18 protein-coding genes and 4 tRNA genes are annotated in these 19,217 nt (G+C 43.2%); 13 read left to right on the forward strand and 9 right to left on the reverse strand.

The features are described from left to right. Positions 1–3: 3 nt before the first annotated feature. The 4 genes from AC1IR0_RS12065 to rnr form a co-directional block, all read right to left on the reverse strand. A complete protein-coding gene (locus AC1IR0_RS12065) occupies positions 4–213 on the reverse strand; it encodes a YheV family putative zinc ribbon protein (RefSeq protein WP_171054337.1) in 210 nt (69 codons plus the stop codon). Between the two features lie 40 nt (positions 214–253). Continuing rightward, positions 254–2,293, reverse strand: a complete 2,040-nt coding sequence (locus AC1IR0_RS12070; protein WP_409666344.1) for a M3 family metallopeptidase — start codon at positions 2,291–2,293, stop codon at positions 254–256. A 268-nt stretch (positions 2,294–2,561) separates the two neighbouring features. Then, positions 2,562–2,933, reverse strand: a complete 372-nt coding sequence (locus tag AC1IR0_RS12075) for a hypothetical protein (RefSeq protein ID WP_409666345.1) — start codon at positions 2,931–2,933, stop codon at positions 2,562–2,564. Between the two features lie 84 nt (positions 2,934–3,017). Continuing rightward, positions 3,018–5,465: a ribonuclease R gene (gene rnr, locus AC1IR0_RS12080; RefSeq protein ID WP_409666346.1), complete on the reverse strand. Its 2,448-nt coding sequence runs from the start codon at positions 5,463–5,465 to the stop codon at positions 3,018–3,020. A gap of 263 nt (positions 5,466–5,728) precedes the next feature. On the opposite strand from rnr, the gene AC1IR0_RS12085 reads away from it, so the two are divergent. From AC1IR0_RS12085 to AC1IR0_RS12105, 5 genes are all read left to right on the forward strand, one after another. Next, positions 5,729–5,818, forward strand: a tRNA-Ser gene (locus AC1IR0_RS12085). A 16-nt stretch (positions 5,819–5,834) separates the two neighbouring features. Continuing rightward, positions 5,835–5,911 (forward strand) — tRNA-Arg (locus AC1IR0_RS12090). Positions 5,912–5,959: 48 nt separating this feature from the next. After that, positions 5,960–6,036, forward strand: a tRNA-Arg gene (locus AC1IR0_RS12095). 118 nt (positions 6,037–6,154) lie between these two features. Next, complete coding sequence (locus AC1IR0_RS12100) at positions 6,155–6,760, forward strand: dihydrofolate reductase family protein (RefSeq protein WP_479741419.1); 606 nt, start codon at positions 6,155–6,157, stop codon at positions 6,758–6,760. Between the two features lie 287 nt (positions 6,761–7,047). Beyond that, positions 7,048–7,124: transfer RNA gene (locus AC1IR0_RS12105), tRNA-Arg, on the forward strand. A gap of 105 nt (positions 7,125–7,229) precedes the next feature. On the opposite strand, the gene AC1IR0_RS12110 is transcribed toward AC1IR0_RS12105, so the two are convergent. Then, positions 7,230–8,528 carry an SRPBCC family protein gene (locus tag AC1IR0_RS12110; protein WP_005101162.1) on the reverse strand — a complete coding sequence of 433 codons (1,299 nt, stop codon included), beginning with the start codon at positions 8,526–8,528 and terminating at the stop codon, positions 7,230–7,232. A 158-nt stretch (positions 8,529–8,686) separates the two neighbouring features. On the opposite strand from AC1IR0_RS12110, the gene AC1IR0_RS12115 reads away from it, so the two are divergent. Continuing rightward, complete coding sequence (locus AC1IR0_RS12115) at positions 8,687–9,184, forward strand: YcxB family protein (protein ID WP_409666347.1); 498 nt, start codon at positions 8,687–8,689, stop codon at positions 9,182–9,184. Positions 9,185–9,221: 37 nt separating this feature from the next. After that, entirely contained in the window at positions 9,222–9,863 is a 642-nt protein-coding gene (locus tag AC1IR0_RS12120; protein ID WP_044113173.1) for a fumarylacetoacetate hydrolase family protein, read from the forward strand. Positions 9,864–9,915: 52 nt separating this feature from the next. Here the strand turns inward: AC1IR0_RS12120 and AC1IR0_RS12125 are convergent, their stop codons facing one another. Beyond that, positions 9,916–10,737 (reverse strand): AraC family transcriptional regulator, encoded by an 822-nt coding sequence (locus tag AC1IR0_RS12125; RefSeq protein WP_044113193.1) that lies wholly within the window; start codon positions 10,735–10,737, stop codon positions 9,916–9,918. 104 nt (positions 10,738–10,841) lie between these two features. Between AC1IR0_RS12125 and AC1IR0_RS12130 the strand changes: the two genes are divergently transcribed. Further along, on the forward strand, positions 10,842–11,780 hold the full coding sequence (locus tag AC1IR0_RS12130) for a DMT family transporter (RefSeq protein WP_479741420.1): 939 nt from the start codon (positions 10,842–10,844) through the stop codon (positions 11,778–11,780). Beyond that, positions 11,777–12,664 carry an aromatic amino acid DMT transporter YddG gene (gene yddG / locus AC1IR0_RS12135; RefSeq protein WP_409666348.1) on the forward strand — a complete coding sequence of 296 codons (888 nt, stop codon included), beginning with the start codon at positions 11,777–11,779 and terminating at the stop codon, positions 12,662–12,664. Before AC1IR0_RS12130 ends, yddG begins: the two co-directional genes overlap by 4 nt. A 29-nt stretch (positions 12,665–12,693) precedes the next feature. Here the strand turns inward: yddG and AC1IR0_RS12140 are convergent, their stop codons facing one another. Continuing rightward, positions 12,694–13,941, reverse strand: a complete 1,248-nt coding sequence (locus AC1IR0_RS12140; RefSeq protein ID WP_004645086.1) for a YihY family inner membrane protein — start codon at positions 13,939–13,941, stop codon at positions 12,694–12,696. A 113-nt stretch (positions 13,942–14,054) separates the two neighbouring features. Between AC1IR0_RS12140 and wrbA the strand changes: the two genes are divergently transcribed. After that, entirely contained in the window at positions 14,055–14,651 is a 597-nt protein-coding gene (wrbA, locus tag AC1IR0_RS12145) for an NAD(P)H:quinone oxidoreductase (RefSeq protein ID WP_114541585.1), read from the forward strand. Between the two features lie 47 nt (positions 14,652–14,698). On the opposite strand, the gene AC1IR0_RS12150 is transcribed toward wrbA, so the two are convergent. Beyond that, positions 14,699–15,142, reverse strand: coding sequence for a hypothetical protein (locus AC1IR0_RS12150; RefSeq protein ID WP_171065047.1), 444 nt, complete (start codon positions 15,140–15,142; stop codon positions 14,699–14,701). 845 nt (positions 15,143–15,987) lie between these two features. Here AC1IR0_RS12150 and AC1IR0_RS12155 point away from each other — a divergent pair. The 3 genes from AC1IR0_RS12155 to AC1IR0_RS12165 all read left to right on the forward strand — a co-directional run bounded on the left by AC1IR0_RS12155 (position 15,988) and on the right by AC1IR0_RS12165 (position 18,323). After that, a complete protein-coding gene (locus AC1IR0_RS12155) occupies positions 15,988–16,365 on the forward strand; it encodes a hypothetical protein (RefSeq protein ID WP_253112410.1) in 378 nt (125 codons plus the stop codon). After that, positions 16,359–17,564 carry a CsgG/HfaB family protein gene (locus tag AC1IR0_RS12160; RefSeq protein ID WP_039902528.1) on the forward strand — a complete coding sequence of 402 codons (1,206 nt, stop codon included), beginning with the start codon at positions 16,359–16,361 and terminating at the stop codon, positions 17,562–17,564. The genes AC1IR0_RS12155 and AC1IR0_RS12160 overlap by 7 nt, the downstream gene beginning before the upstream one ends. Positions 17,565–17,648: 84 nt before the next feature. After that, positions 17,649–18,323 (forward strand): hypothetical protein, encoded by a 675-nt coding sequence (locus AC1IR0_RS12165; protein ID WP_479741421.1) that lies wholly within the window; start codon positions 17,649–17,651, stop codon positions 18,321–18,323. Positions 18,324–18,635: 312 nt separating this feature from the next. Here AC1IR0_RS12165 and AC1IR0_RS12170 read toward each other — a convergent pair whose 3' ends face one another. After that, complete coding sequence (locus AC1IR0_RS12170) at positions 18,636–19,211, reverse strand: xanthine phosphoribosyltransferase (protein ID WP_114542092.1); 576 nt, start codon at positions 19,209–19,211, stop codon at positions 18,636–18,638. Positions 19,212–19,217 lie beyond the last annotated feature (6 nt).

The raw sequence follows: 19,217 nt of genomic DNA on the forward strand, positions 1-19,217 counted from the left end.
TTTTTATTTTACTGAACGAGGTTTAAACTGAATCACGCCAACTTCATCTGGAACAGCTGGTGTTTCTGGTTGATCAACATGTGTGGGACGATTTTCTTCATAACCACATTCAATACATTCGATCCATTCATCTTCACCAGAGGTCAGCATGACGACGCGATCTAACGCCTGACATTTTGGACATTTTGCGCCTGCAATGAAACGACGTTTAATGGTCATCATACTCACCTTGTGATCAACTTAAAAAGCTAGTTTAAGCGTTTTTAGAGGGGTTCGTCCAACCTTGATGACGCAGCAATGCATCTATTTTTGGTTCGCGTCCGCGGAAATTGATAAATGCGTCAAGTGCTGTGTCTTTTCCGCCAACTGCGAGGATATTTTCCCGAAACTGCTTTCCGGTAGCGGTATTAAAAATACCTTCATCTTCGAAGCGGTCGAAGGCATCACTGGCCAAAACTTCGGCCCATTTATAGGAATAATATCCCGCCGCATAACCGCCGGCAAAAATATGACTGAAGCTATGCTGGAAACGGTTATAGTCGGTGGTCGGTAGAACCGCATATTTTTCACGGATCTCATTCAGAGTAGCCTGAACCTGTGTTGCATTTAAAGCGGGATTGGCTCGGTGAATACTCAGGTCAAACAGGGCAAATTCAAGCTGACGCAGGGTTTGCATGCCAGACTGGAAGAAACGTGCATCGAGCAGGGCTTTCAGCAACTCTGCCGGCAAGGATTCTTGAGTTTCGATGTGTTCACTGAGCAGATCCAGACTTTCCTGATCCCAGGCCCAGAATTCCATAAACTGGCTTGGCAGCTCGACCGCATCCCACGCCACGCCATGGGTACCTGCCACGGCAATATTGTCCACTTCTGTCAGCATATGATGTAGGCCATGACCAAATTCATGGAACAAGGTGATGACTTCATCATGGGTCAGGAGTGCAGGGCGATTGCCGACGGGTGGAGTAAAGTTACCGACCATATAACAAATCGGTTTTTGCAAGCCATCACTGGTCTGCATACGGGAACGGAAACCGCTCATCCATGCACCGCCACGTTTGCCTTGACGTGCATACAGATCAAAATAGAAACCGCCAATCACCTGACCCTGATCTTCTAGTTCAAAATAACGTGCATCTGGATGCCAGACAGGCGCTTCACGTTCAATGACTTGAATGCCATACAGACGATTCACAATACTGAACAGGCCTTGCAGGATTTTTGGTGCAGGGAAGTAAGGTTTAAGCACTTCCTGTGACAAATTAAATTGCTGCATTTTCAGCTTTTCAGAATAAAAGCCGCTGTCCCACGGTTGGAGATCACGGATACCATCTTCAGCAGCAATCGCTTTCAGTTCAGTGATTTCTTTCTCTGCCGGTGCGCGGGCATGCTCTGCCAGATCACGCAAGAATTCATCTACGGCCTCTACACTTGGTGCCATTTTGCTGGCTAAGGACAATTCCGCATAATTATTAAAGCCAAGCAGTTTTGCCATTTCCAGACGCAGACTGAGGATTTCTTCGATCAGTGCAGTATTGTCAAACTCGCTCTGTTCAGCCTGATCTGACGCACGCGTGGTATAGGCTTTATACAGTTCTTCACGCAGAGGACGATTTTCTGAATGGGTCATGATCGCAAGATAAGACGGGAAATCCAGCGTAGCCACCGGTTGATCCAGCTCGCGTTGCTGACCATATTGTTTTAACAGCTCAATATTACTTGAAGATAGACCAGCTAACTCATCTTCATTCAGCGGTCTGAAATAGGCCTGAGTCGCATCCAGCACATGGTTGGAGAAGTCGGAAGATAATTGGGACAGACGCGCAGAAATTTCCGCATAACGTTTTTTCGCTTCACCCTCTAATGCCACCCCAGACAGTTTGAAATCACGTAAGGCCAGTTTAATAGCGCTTCGCTGCGCTGCCGGCAGTTCATTATAAATCGACGCATCGTAAATATGCTGATAGGTCTGATACAGTGCCATATGTTGACCCAGTTGCGTATAGTATTCGCTAAGACCCGGTAAGAGTGCTTGATAGACATCACGGGTTTCGGCATTGTTCATCACGGCATTTAAATGTGACAGGATGCCCCAAGACTCACTCATATTATTTTCAAGCGTGTCGACATGTTCAATAGTGGCCAGCTGCTCCTGTTGCGAAGTAGGTGTTTCGGTGAAGTCATTCAGGAACTTTTGCCCTTCAGCGATACAGCTTTCAATTTTTTGTTTTAGCTCAGCCAGCGTAATCTGATCAAATTGTGGAACAGGCAAAGTTGCCTTTTCTAAAGTCATGTCGGTCTGCCGATTTATTTCCTATGATAAATCTAGATGTAGGGGTTGTAAGCTAGGAAATCAAGCTATCTATAGTTTTTTCTCGATCTTTTGATTTAAGGTTGTTAATGATTTATTGATATTTTTTAATTGTTCTAATAATCCTCCATTAGATGCTGGAAGTGATTCTAATTCATTTATATCAATTATAGAGATGTCAGTGATTTTTGTTTTCCAAAGATTCAAAGGGTGTTTATACAAATATGTAATAGTGAATGTTATAGGGGAATTATCTAATGAATCTTTTAAGCCCCCATATTGCCCCCAATCGTATATGCCCCCAATCGTATATATAGCTCTGATTGGGTGGGAATACTTTGACTCCATTTTTAAAAATTCCAGTTTCAAAATATTGTTTTTCAGAATTTAATTTTTCAATTCCAAATGCTGCACGAGGGATCATTCGATCACTAGATATTTTTAAATTATGAGCGATGGACTTTCCAATATTTTTAACATGAAGTTGGATTACAGATTCTTTCCCATAATGAGGGATAGCAAAAATAATAATTTGTGGTTGCTGATCGGATTTAAATACTGCATAGGTTACGAGCAGAGCCATAAGGGAAATGATTAATGTTAGAATATTAATAACTTCCAATTTATAATTCCTTTTTATTTCTAGTTAGTATCTTGATTATAAATAAAAAAGAGCGCCGTAGCACTCTTTTTAAACCGTCAAAAATTATTCAGTCTTCGCTTTTGCATTCGACTTTTTCTTTTTGACCTTGGTCTTTTTCTTTACTTTATCTTTAACCTTTGCTTCAGACTTTCCTGCAGATGGTTTAGCAGACTTTTTACTGTAAGAGCTGGGTTTTCCTTTTCCTTTTTTGCGTCGTATGGGCTGTTCTCCATCGGCGCTCAAATTGGATTTAGATTCACGTTCATTGTTGCCGAACACTTCTTCGGTTGCTGCTGGACGTGATACTGGTTTTTTCTCGCTCACGCGCGGTGCACGGGCACGAACTGCACGGCCGGCATGACTAAGCTGCTGCACCAGTTCAAAATCAATCTTGCGTTCTTCCAGATTGACGCCGGCAACCTTGATTTTGACTTCATCGCCCAGACCAAAGACCTGACCACGGTTCTGGCCAATCAGATTCTGGCTGCTTTGATCAAAGACAAAGAAGTCATCGCCTAGCTGGCTGACATGCACCATACCATCGACATACAGGTCTTTTAACGTGACGAACAGGCCGAATTCTGCTGTCGCACTAATAATGCCGACAAATTCTTCGCCCAGATGCTGCTGCATATAATGGCATTTCAACCAGGTCGTCACCGAACGTGATGCTTCATCTGCACGACGTTCTGTGGCAGAGAAATGGTCACCAGCTTCATCTAAAGCACCTCCTGAAAGCGGAGATGGCTTGTTATTTAAATGCGCTTTGATTGCACGATGCAATAACAGATCCGGATAACGGCGAATTGGTGAAGTGAAGTGTGTATAGGCTTCATAAGCCAGACCATAATGGCCTGCATTACTCGCACCATAGTAAGCCTGCATCATGGAGCGTAATAACACGGCATGAATACTTGGTGCATCAATCCGTTCTTTGGTCGCTTCAATCACCGCCTGATAATCTTTCTGAGTCGGCTGTTCCGGGAAATTCAAACCCAGCAGCTTGACGAAGTCACGGACTTTCTGGATACGTGAGAACTCAGGTGGCTCATGCACGCGGTACAACATTGGCATTTCATTTTTCAATGCATATTCTGCGGCTGCCACGTTGGCCAGCAACATACATTCTTCAATCAGCTTATGCGCATCATTACGGCTGCGTGGAAGAATTTCTTTAATTCCGCCCAGTTCGTCGAAGGTCATGTAAGTTTCAACAGTTTCAAATTCCATAGCATGGCGTTCAGCACGTAAACTTTTAAGAACTTGATAAAGCTGGAACAGGGTGTTGATCGACTTGCGGACTTCGCGATCTTCAGTAATGGCTTGACTATCGCCTTCCAGATACTGTGCGACCTGATCATAGGTCAAACGTGCTTTGGAATGCATGACAGATGGATAGAACTCAAAACCGGTGACTCGGCCAGCACGTGACAATTTTAAATCACAGACCATACATAGGCGGTCAACATTCGGATTTAACGAACACAGGCCATTCGACAATGCTTCAGGCAGCATCGGTAAAACAAAGTGCGGGAAGTACACCGAAGTACCACGTTCCTGCGCTTCGTCATCCAGTGGTTTGCCTGGACGCACATAATGGCTGACATCGGCAATGGCTACGACTACACGATAACCACCGCCGGGACGTTTTTCGGCATAAACGGCATCATCAAAGTCACGTGCATCTTCACCGTCAATAGTAACTAAGGCTAAATCACGCAGATCCACACGACCTTCATGGTCTTTGGCCGTTGGTTCTTTAAAGCTCTCGGCTTCTTTAACAACTTCTTCCGGGAATTCATAAGGTAAACCATATTCTAAAATGGTTTGTGGAATGATGATTTCAGTATCGGCCTTGTCTGCCATGGACTGCACAATATGCCCAGTCGCGAATTCTTCACGGGTCGGATAGGTATCAATCGCCACACGAATCGAGTCACCCAGATTGACTTGGGCATGTTCAATCAGTTCTTTTTCAAGGGTAATTGGCTGATGTGCATTCGGGTTGGCTGGCTGGATAAAGTATTCACCATCATACTCTGACACTTTACCAATGATCTGTTTGACACGATGCTGCACAACTTCCGTAATGTAGCCCCAGGCCTTACCTTTACGGTCTACCGAAGTCTGACGCACTTTAACGCGGTCACCATTAAAGACCAGGCGCAGTTCACGCTCAGCCAATAATAGGTCGTCCTGGCCGGAAATGTTGGCAGTTCCCATCCCTCGGGAATTGATATAAACCGTCGCTTCGGATTCAGGTTGCTCGACGGCAATCTGAAACTTGTAGCCGTCTTTCATCAGTTGCCCGTCACGCACCATCGCAATTAAACGATGGCTTAGGGCATCAATACTTTTTTGATCTGCAATTTCAAAATGTTCGACCAGGTCTGCATGGGACTGGGCATTGTTCTTTTCGATGGTTTCTAAAATGAGCGTGCGGCTAGGGATAGGGTTGTCATAACGTTCGGCTTCAGCTTTTGCTTCAGGATCGACCCAGTTTTTCATCATGTCTTTAAATTTATCTTAGGAGATAGGTTTAGCATAAAACATGTGTGCGCAGACTGCACGTAAATGATTGCAATAATCCATTTAAGTTTTCAATTTTCTGTTAATTTTCGATAACTGGAAATTTATGCAGTTTTTTTGCCATCAAAATGCACGAAAAATCGAGGAATTGCTTAAAAAGTATTTAAACGAGCAAAAATATGCACTTTTTTTTGATGCTGCGCTTGCAGTGCCATGCCGAAATTTGTATTATGGCCGCACGTTACGGTGAGATGGGTGAGTGGCTGAAACCACGTCCCTGCTAAGGACGCATACGGGTAACTGTATCGAGGGTTCGAATCCCTCTCTCACCGCCACGCTTACTTACGTCGCGCGCTCATAGCTCAGCTGGATAGAGCACTTGGCTACGAACTAAGGGGTCGGGAGTTCGAATCTCTCTGAGCGCACCAAGTAAGTTAAGCAGAAAAACGTATCGCCAACCTAGGCACACAAGTTACGCGCTCATAGCTCAGCTGGATAGAGCACTTGGCTACGAACTAAGGGGTCGGGAGTTCGAATCTCTCTGAGCGCACCAACTTGAACAATTAACCGCACATTTTGCGGTTTTTTTGTGCCTAAAATTTACAGAAACACCAGACATCACGTGCTAAAAATAAGTCTCAGGCGAGTGAATAAAAATAAAGGCAGTCGTGATGAGAAAAATCATTGTCCAGGAATTTTTGACCCTAGATGGCGTGATGCAGGCGCCCGGCGGCCCCAAAGAAGATATATCTGGTGGTTTTCAATATGGTGGCTGGGTGGCGCCGTATTTTAACGCGGAACCTGATCCGGCATTTGATGCCATCATGCAAACATGGATGCAGCCCTCCGATATTCTTTTGGGGAAAAATACTTTTCAGATTTTTGAATCTTACTGGCCCACACATACTGAAGACTGGCCGGGAATCAATGACGTCAATAAATATGTTCTTTCTACCAGTCTGGAACATTCCGACTGGCAAAATACCCTTTTTTTGAAAAGCATTGATGAGATCATCAAGCTTAAAGCATCAGGAGAGGGGGGTATTCGAGTTTATGGCAGTGCTGCAGTGGTACAGTCGCTTTTCAAATATGAGCTTGTGGATGAACTTCGTCTGCTGACTTTTCCAATCATTCTGGGTATTGGCAAACACCTGTTTAGTCATGAATCAATACCCGCTGCTTTTCAATTGATAGATCACCTGGCCAGCTCAAATGGTATTATGTTTACGCATTATCAAAGGGCAGGAGCAGTAAAGACTGGAACAATAGGCGAGTGATAAAGCGTACAAGGGTGACGATTGTTTTATATTCGAATTCTATTCTGGCTGGATACCTGGTTGAGAATACTTAAGGTTGACCCATTGCGTAGTGCTGGAATTTTTTGGAAAATCCGGCTTCTTGGTTGAATTAATTAAGTGCTTTTAGCTCTAAATCCGTAGAAGTTTTCAGCAGAAAACTATAAATTTTGATACATCGTTTAATTACTGTACATTCAGTTGTGATTTTATTAAAAAACACTTAACAAGACTGAAAAAGCTCGTATAATGCACCCCATCAAGACGTCGCGCTCATAGCTCAGCTGGATAGAGCACTTGGCTACGAACTAAGGGGTCGGGAGTTCGAATCTCTCTGAGCGCACCAATCTTGATAAGAATTCTGAAAAAACCGCACGTTGATGCGGTTTTTTTACGTCTGTGATTTTTAACTATTTTTCATATAAAAAACCAATAACTCTCTGCTTCCTGCTCATCTTAATTTCTGCTGCACTTTCAGTGCATAAACGGTATTGCCACCTACCGCAGGTAAAACATCGTAATAGGGTATGCTGCGCATGGCTCTTAATAAGAACGGCGCCTGATCGTGAATCTTCATGCTGCTGGTAATTTGAAATAAGGTACCCTGTGACTGCGGCAATAAGCGCATGCCACCTTTCACAAACTTTAAGTCACCGCCATTGGCATTGAACTGGTTTTGCAAGGAATCAGGCTGGTAAAAACGCATTTTGAAGTTAAATGGAATCTGAATCACCCCTAAACCGACCGACACCTTATAGTTGGCATCTATATTCTGGGTATTGACCGGATTCAGTTCGACCTTCTTGATTTGCCGGGGGAAAAGTTGCTGCGTCGCTTCAGCAGCCAACCATGGCCGCAATTTTTTGACCGGATGCGCAAAATATTGATAGGTGCTGCTAAATCTTAAATTTTCTGAGACTTTTCCTTCTTTAATCTGATAGTTCGGCAAAATGAAACTGACCGGTTGACCAGACTTTTGGCTGATCTGGGCAATTTTTTGTAGCTGTTGAGGGTTGAATCTAAGTTGCGGAATCGGAGTTGCTAGTGCTGCTGTATGCTCGATTTTAAAGCGTTGTTGTAGTGCTTCCAGTAGAAATGCATTGGTACTCGGCGGAATGCCGAGTTTGGCTTCAGGTAGCGCATTCAGGATTTTACTGAATAAAAAGCCTTTGGGCTGGTTCAGGTCGCCCCATTGGGTGACAGTCACCAGCGTTCTATGCGGACCCAGTGCAAACCACTCCAGTTTTCCTGCACCATAGAGAATTGGCGCATCAATAATTAAGGTGCTGATGCTGTTTTCACCCAGATGATGCTGCATCACTACGGTTTCTTTAAAGTTCAAGACTGGAATCGGGGTCGGGATATGAACCTGATATTTAACCTGCTGAATCGAACCCTGCTGCTCCAGCACCTTGGCCGACTTTAAGGTCGGAAACAGACCGACATAATTCGGATAATGTTGCAGCAATTTTTCAACCTGAGCTTCAGCCACAGGCAATACTACAGCCGCACTATAAAACTGTGTCTTGCTGGCTGCATTACTGTTTAAGGTGGGAAGCTGAGTTTTACTGGTTGGATGCGCATAAATCAGAATCCGCTCGCCGGTTAATTCTGCCAGTTGCTGGGCATTGCCCTGATAAGCACTCAGACTGCTCGGCAGTTCGGCATTCCAGGCAATGATTTTGGCCAGTGCTGGAGCAGAAGCTGCCAAACAAACACCGATGAGCATGCATTGCTTTAATCCTTTCATTCAACATCCTGTTACGTATTTTTTGTTTTAATTGCTGTTTATTTAAAACCAAATGCACGTATTTCCAAAGCAAAGTTATGTAATTGATGCGACAGGCCATAAGCGCTATGGATATTTTGGTATAGTATTGGGCAAGATTTTATTTTTGATGTGATGCTATGACTGAGTCAGCACCGACTTTATCGACCCGTTATTTTCTGACTTTAGAAGAATCTCAGGATGGTTTTGCCCTGGCGACTTTTGGCAAAAAGCAGATTTCACGTTTTCTGACCCCTTTGGTCAGTATCGGGATCATCATCTGGGGTTTCTCGATGGGCTTTGATGGCGTTGGACGTTATTACGTGGCTTTGGGTGCATTCTTCCTGATCCTGCAAGGCATCATGCGTTACTGGTTCCTGCCGATGATGTTTAAACGCCAGTTTGTTAAATATCAGTTTGGTAAAAGCGAACAGGGTATTGATTTGTATCAGGACTATGCGGAAATTTTTAATAATGATCGTAGCAAGCTGGTGCCATATAGCGAAGTGCAGAATTTTGCTGTTGGTAAACTGACTTATATGCTGGAATTGAAAAACCGTACCGTGGTTATTGTGCCGAAGCGTGCTTTTAAGGACGGCACTGAACAGAGTATGTTCGAGCATACATTTAAAAAATAATTCAGATATCTATAAAAGGAAAAGGGAAGTTTTGATCATGAGCACACGTCCATCCAAAATCGTTTGTGTGGGTCGCAGTTATGCCGATCATGCCAAAGAACTCGGCAATGCGATCCCTGATCGTCCGGTATTGTTTATCAAGCCACCGAGTGCCTTAAGTTCGCTCGAAGCAGGCATTGAGTGGAATCCGGAATGGGGCAATTGTCATTATGAATGTGAACTCAGCTTGCGTATTGACCGGACTTTAAGCAAAGAAAGCGATCCTGTGAAAGCACTTGAAGCTGTGGGTGCGGTGACTTTAGGTCTGGACTTAACTTTGCGTGATTTACAGGATGATCTCAAGAAAAAAGGCCAGCCTTGGGAACGTGCCAAAGCCTTTGATGGCTCTTGTCTGTTGTCGGATTGGGTACCTGTCGCCGATGTAGTCACTGACTGGAAAGATGTGCATTACACACTGCAAGTCAATGATGAGCTGCGTCAAAAAGGTGATACCGCTTTATTGATTTTTGATATTGCGACCTTGCTGGCTGACATCAGTCAGGTCTTTACTTTGGAAGAAGGGGATGTGGTGATGACCGGTACCCCGGCAGGTGTTGCGGCATTGCATTCAGGCGATCAACTGAAAATGACGCTGAAGGGGCAGGCTCAGGATTATGTCTGGACGACTTTTGTGAAATAACCAAGATTTTGAATCAAAGGAGCCAATCGGCTCCTTTTTCATATGCATAATTTTAATCATTAACAGTATAACGCTTGCGAAACTGATCAGGGGTGCTTCCCATCCAGCGTTTAAACATGTTGATAAATGCCGAGGCATTGGCATAGCCCAGATCAAAGGCAATGCTTTCAACGCTATGACCTGAATTTAATAAAGACATGGCCTGCATCACTTTCAGGCGTTGCCGCCATTCATGTAGTGACATTCCCAGTTCTTTCTGGCTATATCGCGCTAGCGTCCGCTCGGTTAAATTGACGCGTTCTGCCAGTTGCTGCAGCGAGCTTTGATCTGCCGGATGCTGATGTAAATAATCTAAAATCTGTTTCAGCAGTACATGTTCTGAATGCGGTAGATAACTGCTGACCAGTTGGGCTTGCTGGAGCTGATCGAGCAGTACCTGTAGCAGACGTTGATATTCAGCTGAATCCTCGAATGCTGGATGGTCTTGCTGATGTAGTTGTTTCAGGTGGGTAAATAAAGCAGTGACCAAGGGGGCGCTGAGCAGGATGCCCGGTTGAGTGGGCAGTTGGCTACAAAGTGATTCATGCACATACAGAGTGCCATGAGAAACTGCGGTACGGTTCAGACCACGATGCTCTAAATTCGGTGGGAGCCAGATGCCGTGAGGTGAAGGCGTCACATAATTTATATGATTAATATTCACTTCCATCACTCCATGAAAAGCATAGACAAATTCTCCCCAGGCATGGCCATGTAGCGGATAAACAGATTGCGCAGGATCCTCCCTGAAGCTGATCCACAGAGGTGCTTTAATCAGATCATGGGTCGGAAGTTGCTTGAGCGAAGCTGAATCTGCTTGGATTTTTTTATGCATCACCGAAATTGCCTGAATAACACCATCATTTGTCTGTTTTGAAGTATATCTTTTATTTCTGACACTTTTATAGTGTACCTTCCAAATGAGCAACAGGACCGTATGTGAGCCAGCGTCAGGCATTAGATGCCAAAGCATCTGCCATCATGTTTGTATTGTGTATGTTGTGGGGTTTACAACAGGTGGTACTGAAGTGGGCCGCGAATGATATTTCAGCCCTGATGCAAATTGCCTTGCGTTCAGCCTTGTCTGCGCTGATGGTTTATCCCTTGATTCAGCAAAGCGTACGCCGTCAACTGTGGAATGCACGCTATTTACCTGCAGGATTACTAGTCGGTGTGTTGTTTGCAACCGAATTCTATCTGATTGGTGAGGCACTGCGTTATACCTCAGCCTCGCATACGATTGTTTTACTCTATACCGCACCGATTTTTGTGGCTTTGGGTTTGCACTGGAAATTGCCGGCAGAGCGTTTGTCTGCTGTGCAATGGGGCGGAATATTTCTCGCCTTTAGCGGAATTGTAGTCAGTTTTCTGTTACGTCCACAAACGGGGTCAGGTCTACAGACTGATGTCTTGTGGGGAGATTTTCTGGCCTTGCTTGGCGGCGTATTCTGGGCAGCCACTACAGTCAGTGTACGTCTGAGCCGGCTGGCTGAAGCACCTGCAACCCAGACTTTGTTCTATCAATTATTGATGGGTGGAATCCTGTTATTGCCTCTGGCTGTTCTGACTGGGCAAGCAGCTATTCAATGGACGGTGTTGTCTATTTCCAGTCTGATTTTTCATACCGTACTGATTTCCTTTGCCAGTTATCTGATCTGGTTCTGGATGCTGAAACATTATCTGGCATCACGGTTGGGGGTATTTTCCTTTTTGACCCCTGTATTCGGCATGCTGTTCGGCGTACTGATTCTGGATGAACATATCGAAATCAATTTTATTATCGGCACCTGTATGGTCATGCTGGGTGTGATTCTGGTGAGTTTGCAGGGATGGCTGAAAAAACCGAATATCAATAAAAGCATTCAAGAGCAAGCATGAAAATCTGGTCTGTAAATTTAGCGACCTGGATTGGTCTGTCTTCTATTCTGATCTGGGCCAGTCTGGTCGCCGTAGTGAAACTGATTACTGAATCTACAAGTGCAGTGCAGGGGATTGCTTTAATTTATAGTTTTAGCAGTCTGGCGATTTTTGCGTTCACCGGCTTTCCAAAAATCACGCAAATGTCCAAGCGTTATCTGCTCGGTTGTGGCGCTTTATTTGTGGCTTATGAGATTCTATTTCTGGTTGCTGTGGCATGGTCGGATAATCGTGAACAGGTGATGCTGATTGCCATGATCAATTATCTGTGGCCACCCTTGATGATTGTTTTTTCGATTTTTGCCCGACAGTTGCAGGCCCGCCTCTGGGTGATTCCAGGCTTTCTGCTCGCTGTGATGGGACTGATGCTGGTGGTCAATCCAGAAATCACTAATCTGCCGAAGTTTATGCAGGCTTTAGCTGAAAATCCTTGGGCCTATGGCTTTGCCTTTCTCGGCGCTTTGTTGTGGCCTTGCTACTGCGTTCTAACTAGGACCTATGGCCGCGGACAAAATGGTGTACCGATTTTCTTTTTGGTCGCTGTAATTAGCTTATGGTTCTTACATTTAGGATTAAACGAACCTTTTATCATGCCCACATTCAAGCTATGGTTGGGAATTGCAGTGGTGGGTAGTCTGATTGGCATCGCCTATAGTAACTGGAATCAGAGTATGCAGTTCGGCAATATCAAGGTGCTGATTTTAGCCACCTATTTTATGCCGATTCTTTCTTCGGTCATGTCAATGCTGATTCTGGATGTCAGACCCGAACTCAGTTTTTGGATCGGGACGGGTTTGGTGACTGCAGGCGCTATAGTCTGCTGGAAATCTACCGCTATCAGTTAAAAAAAATCCTCTCAAGCGAGAGGATTTTTTTATTTATGTCGGAACAGTTCGGACAATGGAAAATTGAGTTTTTCTTCCAGATATTGATCGGTTTCCTGTAATCTAGGTGAGAAATTTTGCATCCAGATGTCATCAGTCTGGGCATTGGTGAGATGGTTTTTGCGTGGCAGTGGATAGGGTAATTGCAGATAAAAATTCCAGAAGCTGACCTGATCCAGATCGCGAACCAGCACATATTCATTCTCATCGGTGCGTTTGATTAGATTCTGCTTTTCAAACATGGCGACATAGCTCGGCCAGCGGCCAATTTCATCTCGGCCCAGCACTTCAAGCGCTTGTGCTTCACTGATGCTTTCACCGGTTTTCTGTTTTTTATAAAAGAGTTCTAACAGATCTAGCAGCATGACGATGGGATGGCGTTTATTGTCCTGCCCCGATTCGAACGCTGTCAGGGCATAACTGATTTCAACACCCAATAACACAATAATCCACGACAGATAAATCCAGAGCAGGAAAATCGGCACGGCGGCGAAGGCACCATAGACGATCTCATAGCTGGTAAAGTTTGACATGATATAGCCAAACAGATTTTTCAGCAGCTCAAACACCACGGCACTAAATAGACCGGCAATAAAGGCAGATTTAAGCGGTACACTGCGATTCGGGATGGTCCAGTTCAAAATGAAAAATCCGAGTACAGTCAAAGAAAAGGAAATCGCCCATAGGACAAAAGCGCCATCAAGCTCATAACCGGCAAAGTTATTGCTGAGAATGCTCATGGATGCCACGGTCGAAGAAATCACAAATGCACTGCCGAGTAAAATCGGCCCGAGCGAAATGATGGTCCAGTAACGCATAAAGCCCATAATTCCGCCCCGCGTTTCAGTCACGCGCCAAATGCGGTTAAACACCGTTTCGATACTGCTGAGCATCAATACTGTCGTCACAAACAAGAACAGAATACCAATGATGGTGAGATTGCTGGATTTATCGGTAAAGGCATTCAGGGCCTTATCAAAGGCAATTGTAGTTTTGGGTAAAAAATTACTATAGATCAGTTGTTGCAATTGCTGCCGCGCAGGTTCCAGCGCTTTAATGGAAGAGATAATTACCAGAAAAACCGTCAGCATCGGCACCACCGCAAACAGGGTAGTGTAGGTCAGGGAACCTGCCTGTTCGCGACAGCGGTCTGCTTCAAAGCGTCGAAGTACAAATAAAACAAATTGAAACCAGTGTTTTTCATAGAAAGGTAATTTCTTTAAATACTTAACAATCATCTGCATCCAATCTCAATTTTTTTAATCATCATGAATTTTCACCATCAGCTTAACCAAAAAACTTGCAAAGTATCGTATAGTTTTATTTTTTTAAGTAATGAATAAGAACCATGATGCAACCTTATGTCCTTGTTTTATATTACAGCAAATATGGCTCAACCAAAGAAATGGCGCATCTGATTGCCAATGGAATTGAAGCGGCAGGCGTGGCAGTAAAAATCAGGACAGTTCCAAATATATCCAGCATGGTAAAAGTCGCTGAACCGAGTATTCCGGCGGAAGGGGATATTTACTGTACTCTGGACGATCTGGCGCAATGTGCCGGCCTGGCGCTTGGTTCACCGACCCGTTTTGGCAATATGGCCTCTGAAATGAAATATTTTTGGGATCAGACCACGAGTCTGTGGCTGAATGGAGCGCTACACGGTAAACCGGCTTGCGTGTTTACGGCATCAGGTTCCATGCATGGCGGACAGGAAAGTACTTTGCTGACCATGCTGCCGCCGTTGTTCCATCATGGCATGATGATCATGGGGCTTAGTAACGCAACACCGGCACTCTCGAATACCAAAACTGGTGGTACGCCTTATGGCGCTAGTCATGTCAGCGGCCCACGGCATGATCAGGGCCTGAGTCAGGATGAAAAAATTCTGTGTGAAGTACAAGGCAAGCGTTTAGGTGAAGTGGTACTGAAACTCAATCGAGTCTGACAAGCACTCACAGGAAATGAAGAATGAACTTCATTTCCTGAATTTTATTAGGCTTCTTTTTGATCTTTTTGATCTTTTTGATCTTTTTGATCTTTTTGATCTTTTTGATCTTTTTGATCTTTTTGATCTTTTTGATCTTTTTGACTAAATCTGTATTTGCATTTCAGACATTGATAATCCTGAAACAGATTACGGTCGACAGAAACCCCGGCTTTTTTCCCCAGAAAATTACCGACCACACCGCCGGTAATTCCGACACTGATTGCACCGACAAAAGTGCCTACGGTTCCGCCGACAATCACACCTAAAGGTCCGGCTACTGTACCAATTGCAGCGCCAATCGATGCACCCGAAGCAGCGCCACCTACAGTCCCTGCAGTTGCACCCGCTGAACTCATGAGAATGCCGCCAATTTTCTTTAAATTCTGTTCATGATCGCGCTGTTCGATATCAGCTGAGCCACATTTAGGACATTGCATAGATTGTTCCATCAAGGATTGAGATGTGCTTGTTTTAGGTTTGTCGGGAATAGGATGTGTGCCCTGATCAGCACTTATTCATAACATACAACAACACACTAGATAAGTTTTGAATTCGCAAATCAGAAACATTGCATACTCACTTGATTCTAGTTGAGTTCACGTTAAAACATTGTATTTCAGCTGTAAATATATGCCTTCTTGGTTGATTAACGCAATTCTTAACCTGTCATTGAGGAAATGGCAAATCTCAAGATCATCAGAAATGTTCTTCTCTCATCAGTCTAAATATTGCGATCTTAGGTAGGCCATTTCTGGATTCGAAATGAAAAAGGAAGGGAAGTCGAAAAATATGTAAACGAGTTCTTATCAGGTCTATTCAAGTTTTCAGCCAAAATACATCTGAATATTGGCGTTTCTTTATAAGTCACCTTCATTGTAATTGATTAATTATATTTTAAATAAATCGTGACATTTATCCTTATTAAATAGAAGTTCTAATAAAATAAAAATTTACGACTTTTAAAATATAAAAAGTATAATAATTCTAATCTTTATTAGATAAATTTTTGATTATTGATAATATAAAAAATATATTATCTTAATCAAGTTTTTGGATGAATTTTATATTCAAAAAAAATTTATATAATGATTTCTTACAAATCACAAATAATAAACAAATTTTTATTTATTAATTAAAAACAATAATTTATATTTTTGATTAAAACAAAAAAATATGTGAATAGGGATATTTTCTACATTTTATAATTTTATGTGATTTAATATTTTTCAGATAAATTTAATCTTACTTAAACGAAAAATTAAATAAATATCTTAAATCAGAGGATATTAAGATTATGAGAATATTAGTTATCAATCTGGGTTTATTATGTTTGTGTTTTCTAAGTAACGCTTATGCCACCTCTGATGAGTGGACTCAGCGTTGGAAATCATCCAGTGCCCGTTCCAATGAGAATCTAGTTCAAGCCAATCTGATCGAACTTAAGGAGTCAGACTATTATTCCGGATTAGGTAAAACCACCGTTCATAGCACCTCAACTACTTCCATCGGGACGGTAAATACCCCGACCAACAATATCAATGTAGAGGGTACAGACAACAGTATCGATATTACGAGTGAGTTGCTGAATGAAGCACCAGTCAATTCAAATACCAACCAAAATCCTCAGCGCTGTCTTAATTTAAGTAACAGACCAGGAGAATCACAATGTTGAATTTCTCCTCGACCAGAAGACATATATCTTTCGTGAGTGCCACTGTCCTTTTCAGCTCTTTTTTAACAGGCTGCACGGGTTTAGCGCCCTCAAACAAGAAGCCAGTTAGCCTGGTACAAGGCCCCCCAATTACCGATATTTTTACCCCTTTTGATATGGCTTTATCCTGCCTAAAAGGACAATTACGTAGTGATGTGAGTTTCTCCGTGGGGGCAATTCTGGATCAAACCGGTAAGGATGTAGTTACCAATGGTGGTAGCGGAAAAATGGTGACCCAAGGTGCGGGAGATATGGTGCAATCTGCCTTGTTTCAGGCGGGGGTAAGCTTAATGAACCGGCGTGATCCCCGGATTATCGAAAGCGAAGCCAAGTGGGGCATTCGTGATCCAAGACAAATCCAGGCTTCTGATTATTATGTGACAGGCAGTATTAACAGTCTGGATTTTATTCCGGGTGGTGGTTTTGACATGCAGATCGCTGGTGTCGGTCCGAATTATAGTCAAACCCGGATTATGGTCGGTCTGGATTTATCTTTGACCGATACCCGTAGCAGTAAAGTCGTGGGCAATGTTTCATTGCAGAAGCAAATTGCTGCACAGGATTATGGCTTAAGTGCAGGCAGATTCGCTGGTCGTACACTCTTAAACATTCAGATTGGAAAAGGAGAACGCGAGGCAACTAACTTTGCCTTGCGACAAATGTTGAATCTGGCCACTTTTGAATTGCTGAGTCAGGTTGTCCCACCCGCCGTATTTGAAAGCTGTCGTGCACAGATACCGCCAGAGTTCGGTCAATTGAACTTAACCCGAAGTTCTGTTGCACTGCATAAATACAAGAAAAACCAGCAACAAAATAATACAGCTTCAAGCAGTGCTGTTCAGGAGTCAGTCTCAAGCCAGGCAGACTCATCTAATGAAAAAAATAAGTCAACCAACTCACCGAGCAAAGATACGAAACCGCCAAAACAGAAAGAGTCCGAGGTGATTCAAAACCCTGAAGCAGAGCCTGAAATGAGCAAACAGGACTTGATTAAATATATTAGCAAGAAGCAGCATCCACCTTCTTCAAATGAAAAGAATGAAGAAAAAGATACTCAAGAAAAGGCTGATAAAGAACAAGAAGATGAAAAAACCACAACGCTATGGGAGGCCAATCCTGAGGTGGTCGAAAATTACTGGTCTAGCACCCAGCGTGATTAAAAATATTTAAAAATGGGCTCGCTCCCATTATAAGAAGGAGTACTTAGCGAGAGGTACTTCAAAACAAAAGTAGGAAGAACAACGATGAAAAACACGATCAAAACAATCGCTTTATCCGTCGCCTTTCTGTCTAGCGCAGGTATGGCATATGCCCAAGGAGATGAAACACCTACTGACGTCACCGTAGATACAGGCTTGCAAGCTACCTTGGATTCTATTTCTCAGCAGGTTGAAAATGGTTCTGCTTTGAATCTTGCAGTGAATACAGGTGATGTTGATGCAAGCGTTGATTTAGAAGCAATTGCAGAAGCTACAAGAGAAGCACCAGAGGCCATTAGTTCAATTGAAGGTACAATTGAAACTACTGCGATTGGTGCCGCGAATACAGGTAGTATCATTATTGAGCAGGGTAGCTACAATAAGGTGGTATCAGACATATCAGATGCCACGGATAACTACGACTACAGTGCAGTAACCAGTGCAACTAATAATTCTGAAACTCTAGAGGAGCTATCAGAGGTTTCGGATAGTTCAGATATCTCGGAAGTTATAAGTTCGACACTGAGTACTGACTATAGTGAGGAAATCAATGAAACTTTAAGCAATTATAGTGTAGCGAACATTGCTTATAATGCGGGTGCTATTGATGCATCTGTAAGTGCTATTTCAGAAGGAACTCAAACTGCTATTAACAACAGCATCACAACTACCGCTATCGGTGCTGTGAATAGCGGTAGTATCACTGTGACTGTTAAATAAACTCTTTTTTTGAGGTAAACACAGGCCTAACTATTGGCAGATAGTTAGGCCTCTTTATTTTATAATAACATCCACATAAATTGTTGTTTATTCATCGGATAAAAAAAGTACTTATTGTTTAATACTCTCTATTTCAGAAATTGAATAGCTTGGCGCTTAAAAGTAAGTCATTTATCTGGGATCAAATCTGGAAGAATAAATAAGAATTTAGGCTGAGCTATAGCCGAGTTTTGGATATTTTAAATTTATATCATCAGAAAAACGCAATAAAAAAAGAGCGCATCAGCGCTCTTTTGAAATTCATTGGCGAGCTTAGCCGCGAACGAATTCAACTGTACCATTTGCCAAAGACTTCACGCGTGCCAGTGATTCCACACGGTAGCCTTTTTCAAGCAGCAAGTCACGACCTGGCTGGAATGATTTTTCAATCACAATGCCAATACCGACTACTTCTGCATTTGCCTGGTGGATCAGGTCTGCAAGACCTAAAGCGGCTTGACCATTGGCCAGGAAGTCATCGATCACTAAAACTTTATCGGTTGAGCTGATGTGTTTATTTGAAATCGCGATCGTGCTTTCAGTCTGTTTGGTAAATGAAAAGACTTTAGAGCGATATAAATCATCTTTCAGGGTCAGAGACTGGTATTTACGTGCAAAGATTACAGGTACGCCAAGCTCTAGGCCGGCCATTACGGCAGGTGCAATACCTGATGCTTCAATCGTAATAATTTTGGTAATACCAGCATCTTTAAACAGACGCGCAAATTCTTGACCAATCAGTTGCATCATGACTGGATCAATCTGATGGTTTAAGAAAGAATCTACTTTCAAAACTTCTTCAGAGAGAACGATGCCTTCAGCCAAGATTTTCTGTTCTAGTGCATGCACGGGAGA

The organism is Acinetobacter sp. 129952 (genome assembly GCF_056642055.1).